General features: G+C 67.9%; 17 protein-coding genes. 9 read left to right on the top strand and 8 right to left on the bottom strand.

The window, feature by feature from the left end; all coding sequences use genetic code 11:
- Nucleotides 1-116: 116 nt before the first annotated feature.
- The 7 genes from hsaA to MHN80_RS05630 all read left to right on the top strand — a co-directional run bounded on the left by hsaA (nt 117) and on the right by MHN80_RS05630 (nt 6,422).
- Nucleotides 117-1,301, top strand: coding sequence for a 3-hydroxy-9,10-secoandrosta-1,3,5(10)-triene-9,17-dione monooxygenase oxygenase subunit (gene hsaA / locus MHN80_RS05660; RefSeq protein ID WP_064569517.1), 1,185 nt, complete (start codon nt 117-119; stop codon nt 1,299-1,301).
- A gap of 135 nt (nt 1,302-1,436) precedes the next feature.
- Nucleotides 1,437-2,348 carry an iron-dependent extradiol dioxygenase HsaC gene (gene hsaC / locus MHN80_RS05655; RefSeq protein ID WP_004023127.1) on the top strand — a complete coding sequence of 304 codons (912 nt, stop codon included), beginning with the start codon at nt 1,437-1,439 and terminating at the stop codon, nt 2,346-2,348.
- A gap of 1 nt (nt 2,349) precedes the next feature.
- Nucleotides 2,350-2,946, top strand: coding sequence for a 3-hydroxy-9,10-secoandrosta-1,3,5(10)-triene-9,17-dione monooxygenase reductase subunit (gene hsaB / locus MHN80_RS05650; protein WP_239400104.1), 597 nt, complete (start codon nt 2,350-2,352; stop codon nt 2,944-2,946).
- Entirely contained in the window at nt 2,943-4,175 is a 1,233-nt protein-coding gene (locus MHN80_RS05645) for a hypothetical protein (protein ID WP_239400102.1), read from the top strand. The genes hsaB and MHN80_RS05645 overlap by 4 nt, the downstream gene beginning before the upstream one ends.
- The gene (locus tag MHN80_RS05640) at nt 4,172-4,963 is read left to right on the top strand and encodes an SDR family oxidoreductase (protein ID WP_239400100.1); all 792 of its coding nucleotides are present in this window, start codon (nt 4,172-4,174) and stop codon (nt 4,961-4,963) included. Before MHN80_RS05645 ends, MHN80_RS05640 begins: the two co-directional genes overlap by 4 nt.
- The gene (locus MHN80_RS05635) at nt 4,956-6,098 is read left to right on the top strand and encodes a sulfotransferase (protein ID WP_239400098.1); all 1,143 of its coding nucleotides are present in this window, start codon (nt 4,956-4,958) and stop codon (nt 6,096-6,098) included. The genes MHN80_RS05640 and MHN80_RS05635 overlap by 8 nt, the downstream gene beginning before the upstream one ends.
- Nucleotides 6,099-6,167: 69 nt before the next feature.
- Complete coding sequence (locus MHN80_RS05630; protein ID WP_239400096.1) at nt 6,168-6,422, top strand: hypothetical protein; 255 nt, start codon at nt 6,168-6,170, stop codon at nt 6,420-6,422.
- A 5-nt stretch (nt 6,423-6,427) separates the two neighbouring features.
- Here MHN80_RS05630 and MHN80_RS05625 read toward each other — a convergent pair whose 3' ends face one another.
- The 8 genes from MHN80_RS05625 to MHN80_RS05590 all read right to left on the bottom strand — a co-directional run bounded on the left by MHN80_RS05625 (nt 6,428) and on the right by MHN80_RS05590 (nt 12,660).
- Nucleotides 6,428-7,534, bottom strand: a complete 1,107-nt coding sequence (locus tag MHN80_RS05625; RefSeq protein WP_239400094.1) for an acyl-CoA dehydrogenase family protein — start codon at nt 7,532-7,534, stop codon at nt 6,428-6,430.
- A complete protein-coding gene (locus tag MHN80_RS05620; RefSeq protein WP_078111956.1) occupies nt 7,531-8,499 on the bottom strand; it encodes an acyl-CoA dehydrogenase family protein in 969 nt (322 codons plus the stop codon). Before MHN80_RS05620 ends, MHN80_RS05625 begins: the two co-directional genes overlap by 4 nt.
- 5 nt (nt 8,500-8,504) lie before the next feature.
- Nucleotides 8,505-9,671, bottom strand: coding sequence for an acyl-CoA dehydrogenase family protein (locus MHN80_RS05615; protein WP_239400093.1), 1,167 nt, complete (start codon nt 9,669-9,671; stop codon nt 8,505-8,507).
- Nucleotide 9,672: 1 nt separating this feature from the next.
- Nucleotides 9,673-10,596: an enoyl-CoA hydratase gene (locus tag MHN80_RS05610; protein WP_239400092.1), complete on the bottom strand. Its 924-nt coding sequence runs from the start codon at nt 10,594-10,596 to the stop codon at nt 9,673-9,675.
- A gap of 59 nt (nt 10,597-10,655) precedes the next feature.
- Nucleotides 10,656-10,802, bottom strand: a complete 147-nt coding sequence (locus tag MHN80_RS05605; protein ID WP_239400091.1) for a hypothetical protein — start codon at nt 10,800-10,802, stop codon at nt 10,656-10,658.
- A complete protein-coding gene (locus tag MHN80_RS05600; RefSeq protein WP_239400089.1) occupies nt 10,799-10,951 on the bottom strand; it encodes a hypothetical protein in 153 nt (50 codons plus the stop codon). Before MHN80_RS05600 ends, MHN80_RS05605 begins: the two co-directional genes overlap by 4 nt.
- Nucleotides 10,952-11,135: 184 nt before the next feature.
- The gene (locus tag MHN80_RS05595; RefSeq protein ID WP_239400087.1) at nt 11,136-11,609 is read right to left on the bottom strand and encodes a hypothetical protein; all 474 of its coding nucleotides are present in this window, start codon (nt 11,607-11,609) and stop codon (nt 11,136-11,138) included.
- A 97-nt stretch (nt 11,610-11,706) separates the two neighbouring features.
- Nucleotides 11,707-12,660: an IclR family transcriptional regulator gene (locus MHN80_RS05590; protein ID WP_239400085.1), complete on the bottom strand. Its 954-nt coding sequence runs from the start codon at nt 12,658-12,660 to the stop codon at nt 11,707-11,709.
- 86 nt (nt 12,661-12,746) lie between these two features.
- On the opposite strand from MHN80_RS05590, the gene cysD reads away from it, so the two are divergent.
- Complete coding sequence (cysD, locus tag MHN80_RS05585) at nt 12,747-13,694, top strand: sulfate adenylyltransferase subunit CysD (RefSeq protein ID WP_239400340.1); 948 nt, start codon at nt 12,747-12,749, stop codon at nt 13,692-13,694.
- The gene (cysC, locus tag MHN80_RS05580; RefSeq protein ID WP_239400083.1) at nt 13,694-15,556 is read left to right on the top strand and encodes an adenylyl-sulfate kinase; all 1,863 of its coding nucleotides are present in this window, start codon (nt 13,694-13,696) and stop codon (nt 15,554-15,556) included. Before cysD ends, cysC begins: the two co-directional genes overlap by 1 nt.
- Nucleotides 15,557-15,596 lie beyond the last annotated feature (40 nt).

Here is a 15,596-nt window from a genome sequence, read left to right as displayed (position 1 = left end):
TACATGGGCATAAAGTCGCAGTGCTCGACAGAAATGAGAACGTGTTCTAATCTCGAACTCGATGGTTACAGCGGCCGGCGTGCCGGTCGAGGGAGAGACGAGTAGGAGCAGGCGAGATGCCAGCACAACGGAGCGAAGCCGCCGAGCAGGTCCTGGAGAAGATCAACGTCCTGCTCCCGGAACTCGAGCAGCGCGCGCAGTCGACCGAGGATCTGCGCCGCATCCCCGACGAGACCGTGTCGAGCCTCGAGACCGCAGGCTTCTTCAGGCTGCTGCAGCCCGAGCAGTGGGGTGGCTACGAGGTGGACCCGGTCACCTTCTACGAAGCGGTCCGCCGCATCGCGTCGGCGTGCGGGTCCACCGGGTGGGTCTCCGGCATCATCGGCGTGCACAACTGGCACCTCGCGCTGTTCGATCAGCAGGCACAGGAGGACGTTTGGGGTTCGGACACCAACGTCCGCATCTCGTCGTCGTACGCGCCGATGGGTATGGGTGAGGTCGTCGACGGCGGCTACAAGGTCAATGGTTCGTGGGCGTGGTCGTCGGGTTGCGAGACTGCTGACTGGGTCTTTGTCGGGGGTCCGGTCATCAAGAACGGTAAGCCCGTCGACTTCGTCAGCTTCCTGATCCCGCGCGAGGACTACACGATCAAGGACGTGTGGAACGTCGTCGGGCTGCGGGGTACCGGGTCCAACACCATCGAGGTCAAGGACGTGTTCGTGCCTCGGCACCGCATGCTCAGCATGCGCACGATGTCGATGGGGCAGAGTCCGGGCCTGGAGCGGAACACCGCGCCGGTGTACAAGATGCCCTGGGGCACCATCCATCCCAGCACCATCGCGACGCCGATCGTCGGCATGGCGTACGGCGCCTACCGCGCCCACGTCGAGCACCAGGGCAAGCGGGTGCGTGCCGCCTACGCGGGTGAGAAGGCGAAGGAGGATCCGTTCGCGAAGGTCCGGATCGCCGAGGCCGCCAGCGACATCGACGCCGCCTGGCGTCAGCTGTCGGGGAATCTGCAGGCCGAGTACGACCTGATCCTGGCCGGCGAGGAGATCCCCATGGAGCTGCGCCTGTCTGCCCGACGCGACCAGGTGCGTGCGACCGGGCGTGCGATCGCCGCGATCGACCGGCTCTTCGAGAACTCGGGTGCCCACGCGCTGGAGAACGGGACGCCGATCCAGCGCTTCTGGCGCGATGCCCACGCCGGACGCGTGCACGCAGCGAACGACCCCGAACGCGCCTACGTCGCATTCGGCAACGGCGAGTTCGGGATTCCCATCGGCGACACGATGGTGTGACCCCACTCCCCTTGAGGAGCCCGGAGCTTGCGGAGGGCACGACCCCCTGCTCCCTGAGGAGCCCGGAGCTTGCGGAGGGCGTCTCGAAGGGCCTGGTCAGCACCGCCGGCAAGAGCACACAACAGGAGTCAGCAGATGAGTGACAGTCCGATCCGCTCGTTGGGATACATGAGGATCGAGGCCACCGACATCGAGGCGTGGCGGACCTACGGCCTCAAGGTCCTCGGCATGATCGAGGGTTCCGGTCTCACCGAGGGCGCCCTGTACCTCCGGATGGACGACTTCCCCGCCCGGCTGGTCATCGTGCCGTCCGAGCACGACCGGCTCGCGAGCGCCGGCTGGGAGGTCGCGAATGCCGCAGAGCTGCAGGATGTCCGGGATCGCCTGGCACGTGCGGGGGTGGTCTTCCGGGAGGGCAAGGACGAGGAGATCGCCGACCGTCGCGTCGCCGAGATGATCGTCTTCGACGATCCGGCGGACAACACCCTCGAGGTCTTCCACGGCGCCGCGCTGGAGCACCGGCGCGTGGTCAGCCCGTATGGGCACCGATTCGTCACCGAGGAACAGGGCCTGGGCCACGTCGTACTGACCTGCTCCGACGACAAGGCCGCACTCGAGTTCTACCGGGACGTACTGGGATTCAAGCTCCGCGACTCGATGCGGTTGCCTCCGCAGGTGGTCGGCCGCGAAGAGGGCGACGAGGTGCCGTGGCTGCGGTTCCTCGGGTGCAATCCACGTCACCACTCGCTGGCGTTCCTGCCGATCCCGAACAGCACCGGCATCGTGCATCTGATGGTCGAGGTGGAGAACGCCGACGACGTCGGGCTCTGTCTGGACCGGGCGTTGCGCAAGAAGGTGCCGATGTCGGCCACTCTCGGCCGCCACGTCAACGACCTGATGCTGTCCTTTTACATGAAGACGCCCGGCGGCTTCGACGTCGAGTTCGGCTGTGAGGGAAGAACCGTGAAGGACGACGAGTGGATCGCCCGGGAGAGCACGGCCGTGAGTCTGTGGGGGCATGACTTCAGCGTCGGGTTCAAGGGCTGAGATGCCCTCGGACGCCCAGACCCAGCAACCGCGGTCGCCATACGGGTCCGCCGACTTCGATTCCCGCCAGTTCCGGACCGCGATGGGCCAGTTCTGCACCGGGGTCACCGTCATCACCACGCTCGACGACGAGGGCAAGCCGGTCGGTTTCGCCTGCCAGTCCTTTGCCGCGCTGTCGCTCGACCCGCCACTGGTCCTGTTCTGCCCGATGAAGACCTCCCGGAGCTGGAAGGTGATCGAGAAGACGGGCAAGTTCTGCGTGAACGTGCTGTCGAACCGGCAGCAGGACGTCAGCGCGGCGTTCGGCGCCCCCGGTGACGACAAGTTCGCGAACATCACCTGGGACCCGTCGCCGGCCGGCCTTCCGGTCATCCGCCACGGACTCACCTGGGTCGAGTGCGACGTGGACAGCATCACCGACGGCGGCGACCACCACATCGTCATCGGACGAGCGCTGACCCTCGGAGAAGTGCTGCAGGACAAGCCGTTGCTGTTCTACCGTGGCGGCTACCTGTCGACCGAACACCCGCGGGTCACGCCCGCACAGGCAGAGCTGGAGAATTTCCTGACATGGACGGGCGGGGACACCTGGCTATGACCGTCGACGACGCGACGAGCACCCATACGACAAGCACCGACACGGCGAGTTCCGCACCACCACTGGTCACGCAGCCGCTCCTGGACGCGATCGCGGAGGCCGAGAGGCTGGTGGCGTCGGCCGACTTCGCCGAGACCGACCAGGACCTCGCCGAGGGCTACGACTACCTCGCGGGCAGCATCGCCGCGATCGTCCAGCTGGTGCGAGCCCGGTCCCTCTCGCACCCGAACTTCGTGACGTCCACCGGGCCGTCGACGAAGATGGGCCTGGACAACCCGGACACCCTCTACTACCACGCCGACGTCGAGCCCACCGGCACCTATCGCGTGCGCGGACGCCGCGGTAGCACAGCGGATCTGAGCTTTCAGGTGCTGCGCGGGGACTACACGGCGTCGTCGGTGCCGGGCGGCGAGGACGCCTTCGACGACCGCCGACTGACGATCGCCTCCGACGGCTCGTATGAACTGACCTTCGGCCCGCCCATCCCGGACGCGCCGGACGACTACTTCCCGCTCGGCGAGGGCGCCTCGATGCTCGCGGTGCGCGAGGTCTACTCCGACTGGTCCGAACGCAAGGGATCGATCACCATCGAACGGGTGGACACCGTCGGAACCGCGCCGGCGGAGCCGGACCTGGCACGGGTGTCGCGCCGGTACGCGACGGCGGGCAAGATGCTGACGGCCCGCATCAACACCTGGTTCAACTTTCCGAAGTGGTTCTACCTCGACGAGCCGGTCAACACCTTCACCGAGCCGCGGCAGACCCCCGGCGGGCTCAGTACGCAGTTCTCCTCGGTCGGTCATTTCCGGCTCGGTCCGGACGAGGCGATGGTCATCACCATCCCGCGGTCCGACGCCCCGTACCAGGGCTTCCAGCTCGGCAGCATGTGGTACATCTCGCTGGACTACGTCAACCACCAGACCAGCCTGAACTCCGCTCAGGCGCAGGTCGATCCGGACGGCATGATCCGGATGGTGGTGTCGCATCGCGATCCGGGCGTCGCCAACTGGATCGAGACGACGGGCCGGTCGAAGGGCATCCTGCAATTCCGTTGGCAGCGCAGCGATTCGTCGATCGGTCCGGACCTGGGCCCGACCGCGCAGGTCGTCGCCTTCGATGACGTGGCCGACCATCTGCCGCACCTCGACCACAACCGGATCGACGCCGACGGCTGGGCGGAACGCATCGCGGCACGTCAGCGTGCCTTCGCCGAGAGGATGCTGGGATGAGCGCGCAGGGGGGTCTGCTGGCCGACAAGGTGGTCGTGGTCTCGGGCGTCGGTCCGGGACTGGGGCGCTCGATCTGCCTGCGTGCGGCCGCCGAGGGCGCGCGGGTCGTCCTCGCCGCCCGTACGGAATCGCGCCTGAAAGAGGTTGCCGCCGAAATCGACGCGGCCGGCGGGACCAGTCTGGTCGTCCCGGCCGACATCACCGATGACGCCGCCGTCGACAACCTGGTCGCCACCACCGTCGCCGAGTTCGGCCGAGCCGATGTGCTGGTCAACAACGCCTTCGCACTCCCGTCGATGAAGCCGTTGTCCCGCACCGACTTCGACCAGATCGCGAGCAGTATCGACGTCACCGTGCTGGGCACGCTGCGTGTGATCCGCGCGTTCACCGGAGCGCTGGCCGAGGCCGACGGCTCGATCGTGAACATCAACTCGATGGTGATCCGGCACTCCGAACCCCGTTACGGCAGTTACAAGATCGCGAAGTCGGCATTGCTGGCGATGTCGCAGTCGCTGGCCTCCGAGCTCGGCGACAAGGGGATTCGCATCAACTCGGTCGCACCGGGTTACATCTGGGATGACCAGCTGAAGTGGTACTTCGGCGAGGTCGCCAAGAAGTACGGGATCTCACCTGACGACGTCTACGAGCAGACGGCGTCGAAGTCCGACCTCAAGCGATTGCCGGAGCCGGACGAGATCGCCGATGCCGTCGTGTTCCTCGCCTCGCCGATGGCGCGTGCCATCACCGGGCACACCCTGGACGTGAATTGCGGTGAATACCATGACTAGTGCGGCACGTACCGACGTCGGCACGATCGAGGACCTGCATTCCTCGGCGACTCGCGCCACCGGCCTCGACGACTTCGGGGACACCGACTACCTCGAGCCCCTGGGCATCCTGCTCGAGTCGTACCGGTCCGAGGCGGGACTGACCGAACTGGGCAGCAAGATGTTCCGCTTCTTCCTCAAGGGTGCGCTGGTCGCCCGGCTGCTCAGCGAGGCGTCGTGGAAGGCGAACCCCGGGTACGCCGAGGTCGAGGTGACCCGGCCGATCTTCGTGACCGGCCTGCCGCGCACGGGAACGACTGCGCTGCACCGACTCCTGGCCGCCGATCCGGCGCACCAGGGCGTGGAGATGTGGCTCGCCGAGTTCCCGCAGCCCCGGCCGCCGCGCGACACCTGGTCCGACAACCCCGTCTACCAGCAGATCCAGGCCGGGTTCGAGCAACACCACGTCGAGAATCCCGAGTTCATGGGGTTGCACTACATGGACGCCGGCGAGGTCGAGGAGTGCTGGCAGCTGCTCCGGCAGAGCGTCATGTCGATCTCGTACGAGTCACTGGCGCACGTCCCGACCTACTCGCAGTGGCTCAGCCGCCAGGACTGGACGTCGGCGTACCTCCGGCATCGCAAGAACCTGCAGCTGATCGGGCTCAACGATCCCGGGAAACGCTGGGTGCTGAAGAACCCCAGCCATCTCTTCGCGCTCGACGCGCTCATGGCGGCGTATCCGGATGCCCTGGTGATCCAGACGCACCGGCCGCCCAGCACCCTGATCGCGTCGATGTGCAGCCTGGCCGAGCACGCCACCCCGGGATGGTCGACGACGTTCACCGGTGCGCAGGTCGGCCAGGACCAGCTCGAGTTGTGGTCACGCGGACTCCGGGAGTTCTCGGCGGCGCGCAAGCGCTACGACCCCGCCCAGTTCCTGGACATCGACTTCACCGACCTGCGGTCGGACCCGATGGGCACCGTCGAACGCGTCTACGCGGCGCTCGACACCCCGATGTCGGAGGCGGCGCGGGCCGCGGTCACCGCTCTCGACGAGGAGAGCCAGACGGGGGCGCGCAAACCCCAACACCGTTATCAGCTCGCCGATTACGGACTCGACGAGGCGACGGTCGAGGCGGCCTTCGCCGTCTGAACACCCGCGCACGCGACGGCCCTCGTCGACGGCGCGCATGTGGAGCAGGCCAACATTCTCTACATTGGTGTGCTGGCTGTCTCCGTGGGGTCGCTCATCGCGATTGCGGAATGGGGCCGTCGGCATCGGGAACTGCTCGCCGACGACGACGCGACGGACCGGTGGGCGGCGTCGTCGAGCGGAGTCAGCACGCTTCTGATCCTGGCGGTCGCGTTGGTCGTCGCGATCGTGTTCCCGCGCAGCGGAAATCTCCCCCTGGTGCTGCTGGTGCTCACCGACCCGATCGAGCGGACGGTCGCCCGCCGACGCAGCCGGCGGGACTGACCGCGTCAGCGCAGCGAGCGCGCGAGTTCGGCCACGGCGGTGTGCGGCGCGCCGAACATCTGCGAGGTCGCCTGAGCGCGTTTGAAGTACAGCTGGATGTCGTGTTCCCAGGTGATGCCGATCCCGCCGTGCAACTGGATCGCCTCGCCCGCGACACGACGGTAGGCGTCGGAGCAGTACACGTGGGCGGCCAGTGCCAGGTCACCGGCATCGGGATCGTCGGCGGCGATCGCGGCGACGGCGGCCCGGGCGATCGACCGCGCCGTCTCCACCGACACGTACATGTCGGCCATCCGATGTTTGAGTGCCTGAAACGACCCGATGGTGCGGCCGAACTGCTTGCGGGACTTGGTGTAGTCGACGGTGAGGTCGAGGGCTCGCTGGGCGCCCCCGACCTGCTCGGCGGACAGCAGGGCCCACGCGAGCGCGCGGAGGCGGGTCGCGAGATCGTCCGGTGCCGGGATCGCCGTGGATGCGACCTCGTCGAAACGCACCGACGACAGGGCCCGGGTGGGGTCCAGGACGGGCATCGGCGAGACCGACACGCCGTCCGCATCGGCGGCCACCTCGTGCAGGGTCACATGCGTGCCGGGGCCGGCCGCGAGGACGAGGAGCACGTCCGCCGACTCGGCGTCGACGACGAAGTGCGCAGTCCCGGAGAGGAGTCCGGCGTCGGCGCGTACGCCGGGAATCTGCCAGCCGCGTTCGCCGGCCCAGCACACCGCGGCCGTCCGTTCACCGGCGGCCAGGGCGGGGAGCAGTCGCGAGGACGCGTCATCGTCGGCCGCGAGGAGGATCGTGCCGGTGGCCAGCGCGGAACCGAGCGCCGGGACGGGACTCAGTGCGGCGCCCAGTTCCTCGAGTACCGCGGCCGACTCCGCCCACGAGGCCCCGGCGCCGCCGAACTGCTCGGGAATCGCCAGCGCGGCCACGCCGATCTCGGTGCACAGCGTCTGCCACAGGCTCGAGTCGATGCGCCCCGGGGCGGACATGGCCGCGCGGACCGTGGTCGAATCGCCCCGACGGCGCAGGAGATCCCGCACCGCCTCGACGAGTGCCTCCCGTTCCTCGGCACCGATGGCCGGGCTTTCGGTGCCGGTACTGACGGTCACAGCGTCTCCAGGATGCGTTGGCGGTGTACGGCAGGGGAGCCCCAGGCATTGAGCAGCGCCCGGGTCTTGGTGATGTACAGCGAGATGTCGTGCTCGGCGGTGTACCCGATCGCGCCCATCACCTGCAGCGAGCGGCGGGCCGACAGGTCGGCGGCCTCGGCGGCCGCGACCTTCGCCGCCGAGATGTCGCGCGAGACGTCGGTGCCCTCCGGCACCTGGCCGTCGACGCCGAGGGCGGCCGCGTGAACGAGGGGGCGGGCCATCTCGATGGCGATCGCCACGTCGGCGAGATGATGTTTGACGGCCTGGAACGACCCGATCGGTCGGCCGAACTGCTTGCGCGACTGCGCGTATTCCGAGGCGATGGACAGCATCGCCTGACCCAGGCCGAGCAGTTGCGCGGCCGTGGCCAGCGCACCTGCGTCCGCGGCGTCGGACGCATCGACCCCGGTGGCCAGGACGTCGCCGGCGGTGACCCGCGACAACGTCCGGGTGCTGTCGACCGAGGGCTCGGTGCTCTGCACGGTGGCCCGCGAGAGCACTCCGTCCTCGACGAGGTAGACATCGGCGGAGGCGGTGTCGGCGGCCAACGGCTGGAGCGGTCCGATCGCGCAGGTCGCCAGCCGCCCCTCGGCGAGGTCGCTGAGCGGACCCGACACGTCGGCGTCGTGCAGCAGGATCGGCAGCACGGCGACGCTCTCGACGATCGGGCCCGGGGCACAGTGGCGTCCGAGTTGCTCGACGGCGACGACCATCTCGACGGCCCCGGCGCTGCTGCCGCCGTGTGACTCGTCGATCAGGAGTCCGCTGATGCCCGCGTCGGCGAGCTGTGAGTAGACCTTGGCGACGGCCGCACGGTCACCGGCCGCCCAGGCGCGCGTGGCGGTCGGCATGTCGGCCTTGCCGAGCATGGCGTCCACCGTCGAGGCGAGGTCGGTGTGGATGTCTGAGAGTCGGAAGTCCATGATGATCACCGATCTCCACGGGGAAGGCCGAGCAGGCGCTCGGCGATGACATTGCGTTGGATCTCGTTGGTACCCGCGTAGATCGGCCCGGACAACGAGAAGAGGTAGCCGTCGGTCCACCGGTCGTCGAGCTCGGCGGCCGGGCCCTGCAGGTCGAGGGCGGTCTCGTGAGCGGCGATGTCCCACTGGGACCAGAAGACCTTGTTGATCGACGACTCCATGCCGAGCGAACCACCGGCCGCGAGACGACTCACCGTTTGATAGGTGGACAGCTCGTAGGCTCGTGACCCGATCCACGCATCCGCCACGCGCGCATCGGTGTTCGCCGTCGACGGGACGTCGTCCCGGTTCGACCGCCACAGTTCGACGAGGCGGTCGGTGGTGGCCAGGAACCGGCCGGGTGCGCGCAGCGACAGCCCGCGCTCGTTGGCGGCGGTGCTCATCGCGACCCGCCACCCGTTGTCCACCTCGCCGATGACACCCGACTCGCCCGGGTTCGACGGATCGTCGGGGACGAAGACGTTCTCCAAGAACAGCTCTGCGAACCCGGCCTCGCCGTCGAGTTGCGCGATCGGGCGGACGGTCACGCCCTCGCTGCGCAGGTCGAACATGAAGTAGGTGAGACCTTTGTGGCGCTGTGCCTGTTTGTCCGTGCGGAAGAGGCCGAAGGCCCGGTCGGCGAAACTCGACCGCGAACTCCAGGTCTTCTGACCGTTGAGCAGCCAGCCGCCGTCGGTGCGGACGGCGGTCGACCGCAGCGACGCGAGGTCGCTGCCGGCCTCGGGTTCGCTCCAGGCCTGCCCCCAGATGTCGTCGGCGTTGGCCATCCGCGGCAGGATGCGTTCCAGTTGAGCGGGACTCGCGTGCTCGAACAGCGTGGGTGCGAGGAGGAAGATGCCGTTCTGGCTCACGCGTCCGGGCGCGCCCGACCGGTAGTACTCCTCCTCGAAGATGACCCAGTGCAGCAGGGGCGCATCGCGGCCGCCGTACTCCTCCGGCCAGCTGACGACCGACATCCGGTCGGCGGCCATCGTCCGCTCCCACTCGCGGTGCGCCTCGAATCCCTCGGCGGTGTCCATCGACGGGAGTGGTTCGCGCGGAACATGATCGGCCAGCCAAGCGCGGACCTCGGCGCGGAAGGCGTCGGCGGCGTCGTCGAAGAGCAGGTCCACGTCAGCTCCCCGATCCCGCTGCGGTGCCGGTCGATGCCGACGCCTTCATCGACTTCGCGTCCATGCCGCCGAGCGAGTCGCCGCCCGCCTCGGAATTGGCGGCGTGGGCGAAGTGGTGCCAGCCGAAGACCGAGTCCATGGAATTGCGCAGGCCCATCTGGTCTTCGCAGATGTTGACGGCCTTCTTGCTCAGGAACAGACCCTGCATCGGCATGGCGACGGCCTTCTCGGCGATCTCGTCCACCTTGGTCTCGAGCGCCTCACGGGGCACGACGTGGTTGACCATGCCCCAGTCGGCTGCCTGCGTGGCGGTGAAGCGTTCGCCGGTGAACAGGATCTCCTTCGCCCGGCGCGGGCCGAGCACGAAGGCGTGGGCAAAGTACTCGACACCGGGAATCCCCATCCGCGCGACCGGGTCCGAGAAGAACGCGTCGTCGGAGGCGACGATGAAATCGCAGATCCACGCGAGCATGAGGCCGCCGGCGATGCACGCGCCGTGAACCTGTGCGATGAGGGGTTTGGGGATGTCGCGCCAGCGGCGGCACATCCCCATGTAGACCTCCATCTCGCGGGCGAGACGCTGATCGGCCCCGGTCTTGTCGGTGTGGTCCCAGTGCAGGACGGCCGCGTTCTCGTAGAAGGTGTCGAAATCACGCTCGGGCGTACCGATGTCGTGGCCCGCGGAGAAGTGCTTGCCGTTGGCCCGAAGCACGATCACCTTGACCGCGGCGTCGTCGACGGCCTTGCGGAACGCCGCGTCGAGCGAATACGTCATCACCGAGTTCTGAGCGTTGCGGTACTCCGGGCGATTCAGCGTCACATAGGCCACCGCGCCCTCGGGTCCGCCGGTCTCGTAGGCGACCGGTGAGGTGTCCGGGCCGAGATCGTCGGGTCCGAGCGGGGGTGGGATGACGGCGTCACTCATGCCACCGAGCCTAACCTAGCAAGTGCTTGGTTGGTAGTCGGTGACGGCGATCGGCGGCGTCAGGCGTGCGGTGTGGGGCGGTAGGTCAGTTCTTGGATCCGGCCGTCGAGAAGGCGGCTGTCGACGAGATCGAGGTCGAAGTCCGTGGCCGCGCCGAACACCGGCTCGGTGCCGCTCGTGCCGCTGATCACCGGAAAGATCGTCACTCGGACGAAGTCCATGAGGCCGGCGGATGACCGTCGCGGGCATCGCGCATCAGGGTGGGCCACTCATCGATCTCGTCGGTGGCGGTGCCCTCGGGGTCGGCCGGCATCATCTCGACGAACTCGCGGAACGTGGTGGCGCCGAGAACCATCCGATGATCTCTCTGCTCCCTGAGGAGCGAGCTTGCGAGCGTCACGAAGGGTCTCGCAAACCCGGTCGCCGGACCCTTCGTGACGGCCCTCCGCAAGCTCCGGGCCTCCTCAGGGGGCAATGGGGGTCGCTTTTCAGATTGGGGAGCAGGGTGCCGCCGGAAGTCATCGGTGGCCCGAGCGGGGTCAGGAGATGACGACGCTCCCGCTGCAACTCGTCGACGGGATGCTCCAGAGTGCGTTCCGGTTGACCGCGCCGAAGGTGACGTTGACGCGACCCTTGCCGATCTGGCTGACTGGGATCACGAAGTAGTGGACGCCCTGATAGGGCGGGTTCACCCGCACGTTGCTGACCTTCGAACCGCGCTTGCCGGTGGCGAGATTGTGCCAGTCGAGACGGGCGGAGGACTGATACCCGCCGGGGAAGTAACTGGTGAAGTCGCTGGCGATGTAGGCGTTTCCGGCATACGTGCTGACGATGGCGCGACGCGCCAGGAACGGGACGTCGACGACGTTGGGGCTCACGCCGACGCAGTTGGACAGCGGGTACTCGCGAGTCACCGCGTTCGCGTCGCCGGTGGCTGCGACCCCGAGGCCGGCGGCCGAGGTCAGTGCGATGGCGGCGGCGGCCAACCGGGTGATCGTCTTCGTGCCGGGCATGTCTCGACTCCCTTGCTGGTGGCGATGATCGCGTCGCGCGATCATCGGTCAGTTTCCCGCAGAAAGCCCGATTCGTGGCGATTTCGGCGCGGCGAGTTCATTCGATCGGCCGATTGTCTTCTCGTCCGAGGTGGAGCGAGATCCCGTCGGCGGCCGCGCGCGTCTCCTCGCCCAGCGTGCGGAGCTCGTCGACATCGAGGGTCCTGTTCGGGCATACGACGATCGCCGCGACCACTCGCCGGGCGGCGTCGAAGACGGGTGCGCCGATCGTGACCACGGGGACACCCGTGCCGTCGGTCGCGCAGGCGTCGATCTCCTCGGGTAGGTAGTCGATGACCGACAGCTCGGTGAGCAGGTCGCCGACCCGCGCACGCAGGGTGTCCGACATGGTGTCGAGGGAGCTGAGGGCCTCGATCATCGCCACGTGGTCGTCGGTCATCCGCTCGATCGAATAGCCGCGTTCGGCGACGACGTCGAGCACCATGCGGAGGCGGGTCCGGGTGGACTCGGCGGCCTGCGCGATCCAGCTCGAACGGGTCTCGTCCGGGTCGAACGCGATGAACTCTCGGCAGATCGGCGGACGCAATCGGATGCGGCTGCCGTTGCGCAACCAGGGATGTTGCGCGGTCTCCGGTGCGACGTGGGGCGGGAAGGCGTGCGAGGCGAGCGTCACCGCGTCCGCCGAGGTGCGCCGGGCGACGAAGGACGGCACGGCGAAACGGTCGCAGAGCTCGCGCGCCGCCGAGGTGGCCCAGCGAACGAGGTGGTCGGCGCCGTCGGCATTGTGGACGAGACCGACGAAGGCAGGTCCGACGGCGAAGGTGCCTGCCGACGGGTCGCGGATCAGCCAGCCGCACTCCACGAGCTCGGAGACGACGGCATGCGCGGTGGCCCGCGACATCGAGGTCTGACGGACGATCTCGGCCAGGGTCATCGACGGCTGCTCGGCGCCCGCGAGGAGTTCGACGATGCGGACGACCCGGGCAGTGGGCGGTGACGCCGCACGTGCCGGTTGACGCGCGGCAGAGAAGTCACCTACGGTCTGTGTCACATTGTCAACACTTAGTGTCGAATATTCGACATGTCAAGGGGGTTGCTCCGGTGGCCATCACCATCGATGCCGACGGCGAACGTCGTCTGGATCGCACCGAGTCCACAACCGATGGTCGTCCGCACCATCGCGGGTACGAGCTCTCGCACCTCGCGGCGCTCGAGGCCGAATCGGTCCACATCTTCCGTGAGGTCGCCGCGACCTTCGAACGTCCGGTCCTGCTGTTCTCCGGCGGCAAGGACTCCGTGGTGATGTTCCACCTGGCGCGGAAGGCGTTCTGGCCGGCGCCGATCCCGTTCCCGCTCATGCACGTCGACACCGGGCACAACTTCGACGAGGTGATCGAATACCGCGATCGCGTGGTCGCCGAGACCGGGGTCCGCCTTCTCGTCAGCTCGGTGCAGGACGACATCGATGCCGGGCGGGTCGTCGAACAGACCGGGCCGGGCGCCAGCCGCAACCGGCTGCAGACCACGGCGCTGCTGCGCGGCATCACCGAGAACCGCTTCGACGCGGTCTTCGGCGGGGCGCGGCGGGATGAGGAGAAGGCGCGGGCGAAGGAGCGCGTGTTCAGCTTTCGCGACGAGTTCGGTGCATGGAATCCGCGTGAGCAACGACCCGAGCTGTGGCGCCTCTACAACGGACGCCACGCGAAGGGTGAACACATCCGGGTCTTCCCGCTGTCGAACTGGACCGAACTCGACATCTGGCAGTACATCGCCGCCGAGGACATCGATCTGCCGGAGATCTACTACGCGCACCAGCGCGAGGTGATCCCGCGCGACGGCATGCTGCTCGCGAAAACCCGCTTCCTGCGAGAACTCCCGGGTGAGGAGGTGCGGACCGAGACCGTGCGGTTCCGGACCGTCGGCGACGCCACGTGCACCGGTTGTGTGCTGTCCGGCGCGGACGACGTGATGAAGGTGATCGAGGAGATCGAGGTCACCCGGTTGACCGAGCGGGGAGCCACGCGCGCCGACGACCGGATCTCCGAGTCGGGGATGGAAGACCGCAAGAAGGAAGGCTACTTCTGATGGGCGACCTCAACGCCGTCGGCGGCGCGACGGAGATGCTGCGTCTGGCGACCGCGGGCTCGGTGGACGACGGCAAGTCGACACTCATCGGCCGGCTGCTCTACGACTCGAAGGCGATCTTCACCGACCAGCTCGAATCGATCGAGCGCACCAGCGCCGAGCGCGGTGACGAGTACGCGAACCTCGCCCTGCTGACCGACGGGCTGCGTGCCGAACGCGAGCAGGGCATCACCATCGACGTCGCCTATCGGTACTTCGCCACGCCCAGGCGGAAGTTCATCATCGCCGACACGCCGGGCCACGTGCAGTACACGCGCAACATGGTGACCGGCGCCTCGACCGCCGATCTGGCGATGATCCTCATCGACGCGCGCAAGGGCGTGCTGGAACAGACGCGTCGGCATGCGTTCCTGTCGTCGTTGCTCGGCATCCCACATCTGACGGTCTGCGTGAACAAGATGGACCTCGTCGACTGGTCGCAGGAGCGTTTCGACGAGATCTGTGCGGACTTCGTCGATTTCGCGACCAAGCTCAACGTCGTGGATCTCACGTTCATCCCGATGTCGGCGTTGCGCGGCGACAACGTCGTCGAGCAATCCGCGGCGATCCCGTGGTACGAGGGGCGGCCGCTCCTCAATCACCTCGAGCACGTCTACATCGCGTCCGACCGCAATCTGATCGACACCCGTCTCCCCGTCCAATACGTCATCCGGCCGCAGCGCAGCGACGGTGCCGACCATCGGGCCTACGCGGGTACGGTCGCCGGCGGGGTGCTCGCCAAGGGTGACGAGATCGTCGTCCTGCCGAGCGGGTTCAGCACCACGATCACCGAGATCTGGGCGCCGGGAGGCCAGCCGGTCGACGAGGCCTTCGCGTCGATGGCCGTGTCCGTCGAACTCGCCGACGAGATCGACATCGTGCGCGGCGACATGCTGGCGCGGCCCAACAACCGTCCGTACGTCGGGCGCGATCTGGACGCGATGGTGTGCTGGTTCGCCGACGACGCCGAGCTCCGCCCGGGGAACAGGTATCAGCTGCTGTGTGGAACACGGCTGACCCGAGCACAGGTGAACGGGCTCAACTACCGTCTCGACGTCAACTCGCTGCATCGTGACGAGGAGGCAGAGGGACTGTCGCTGAACGAGATCGGGCGCGTCGTCCTGCACACCCAGGAGCCGGTGACCTTCGACTCCTACCGCCGCAACCGGGACACGGGCAGCTTCATCCTGATCGACGAGGCCACCAATCGCACCGTCGGTGCCGGGATGATCACGGCGCCGGTGAGTCACGACAGCCACGTCGTGTGGCAGGCGACGAAGGTCGACCGCGAGCACCGTCCGCACCGCGGCGCCACGATCTGGTTGACGGGACTGTCCGGCTCGGGCAAGTCGTCGCTCGCGGTCGAACTCGAGCGGCGCTTCGTCGCCGAGGGGCGTCCGGCATACCTGATGGACGGCGACAACCTGCGGCACGGGCTGAACTCGGATCTGGGCTTCTCCGATGACGACCGGCGGGAGAACATCCGCCGGACCAGTGAGGTCGCGGCGTTGTTCGCCGACTCGGGATCGGTGGCGATCGTCTCGCTCATCAGCCCCTTCGCCGAAGAACGGCAGCGGGCCCGCGAGATCCACGCCGAGCGCGGGTTGCCGTTCTACGAGATCTTCGTCGACACCCCACTCGCGGAATGCGAGCGACGCGACCCGAAGGGGCTCTACGACCGCGCCCGCCGGGGGGAGATCAGTCAGTTCACCGGCATCGACTCGCCCTACGAGCGGCCGTCGAGTCCGGATCTCCTCATCACGCCCGACGACGGTCCGCCGTCCGAGGTCGCCGACCTCGTCTTGCGTAACCTGGGTCTGTGAGTGCGCTCTGCCACCCGGCGCCGAGCGCTGTTGTGCCACC

Source organism: Gordonia sp. McavH-238-E (assembly GCF_022348225.1).
In the GTDB taxonomy this organism is placed as follows: domain Bacteria; phylum Actinomycetota; class Actinomycetes; order Mycobacteriales; family Mycobacteriaceae; genus Gordonia; species Gordonia terrae.
Note: the sequence above shows the minus strand (reverse complement) of the source record. Positions and strands in the feature narration are given on the sequence as shown.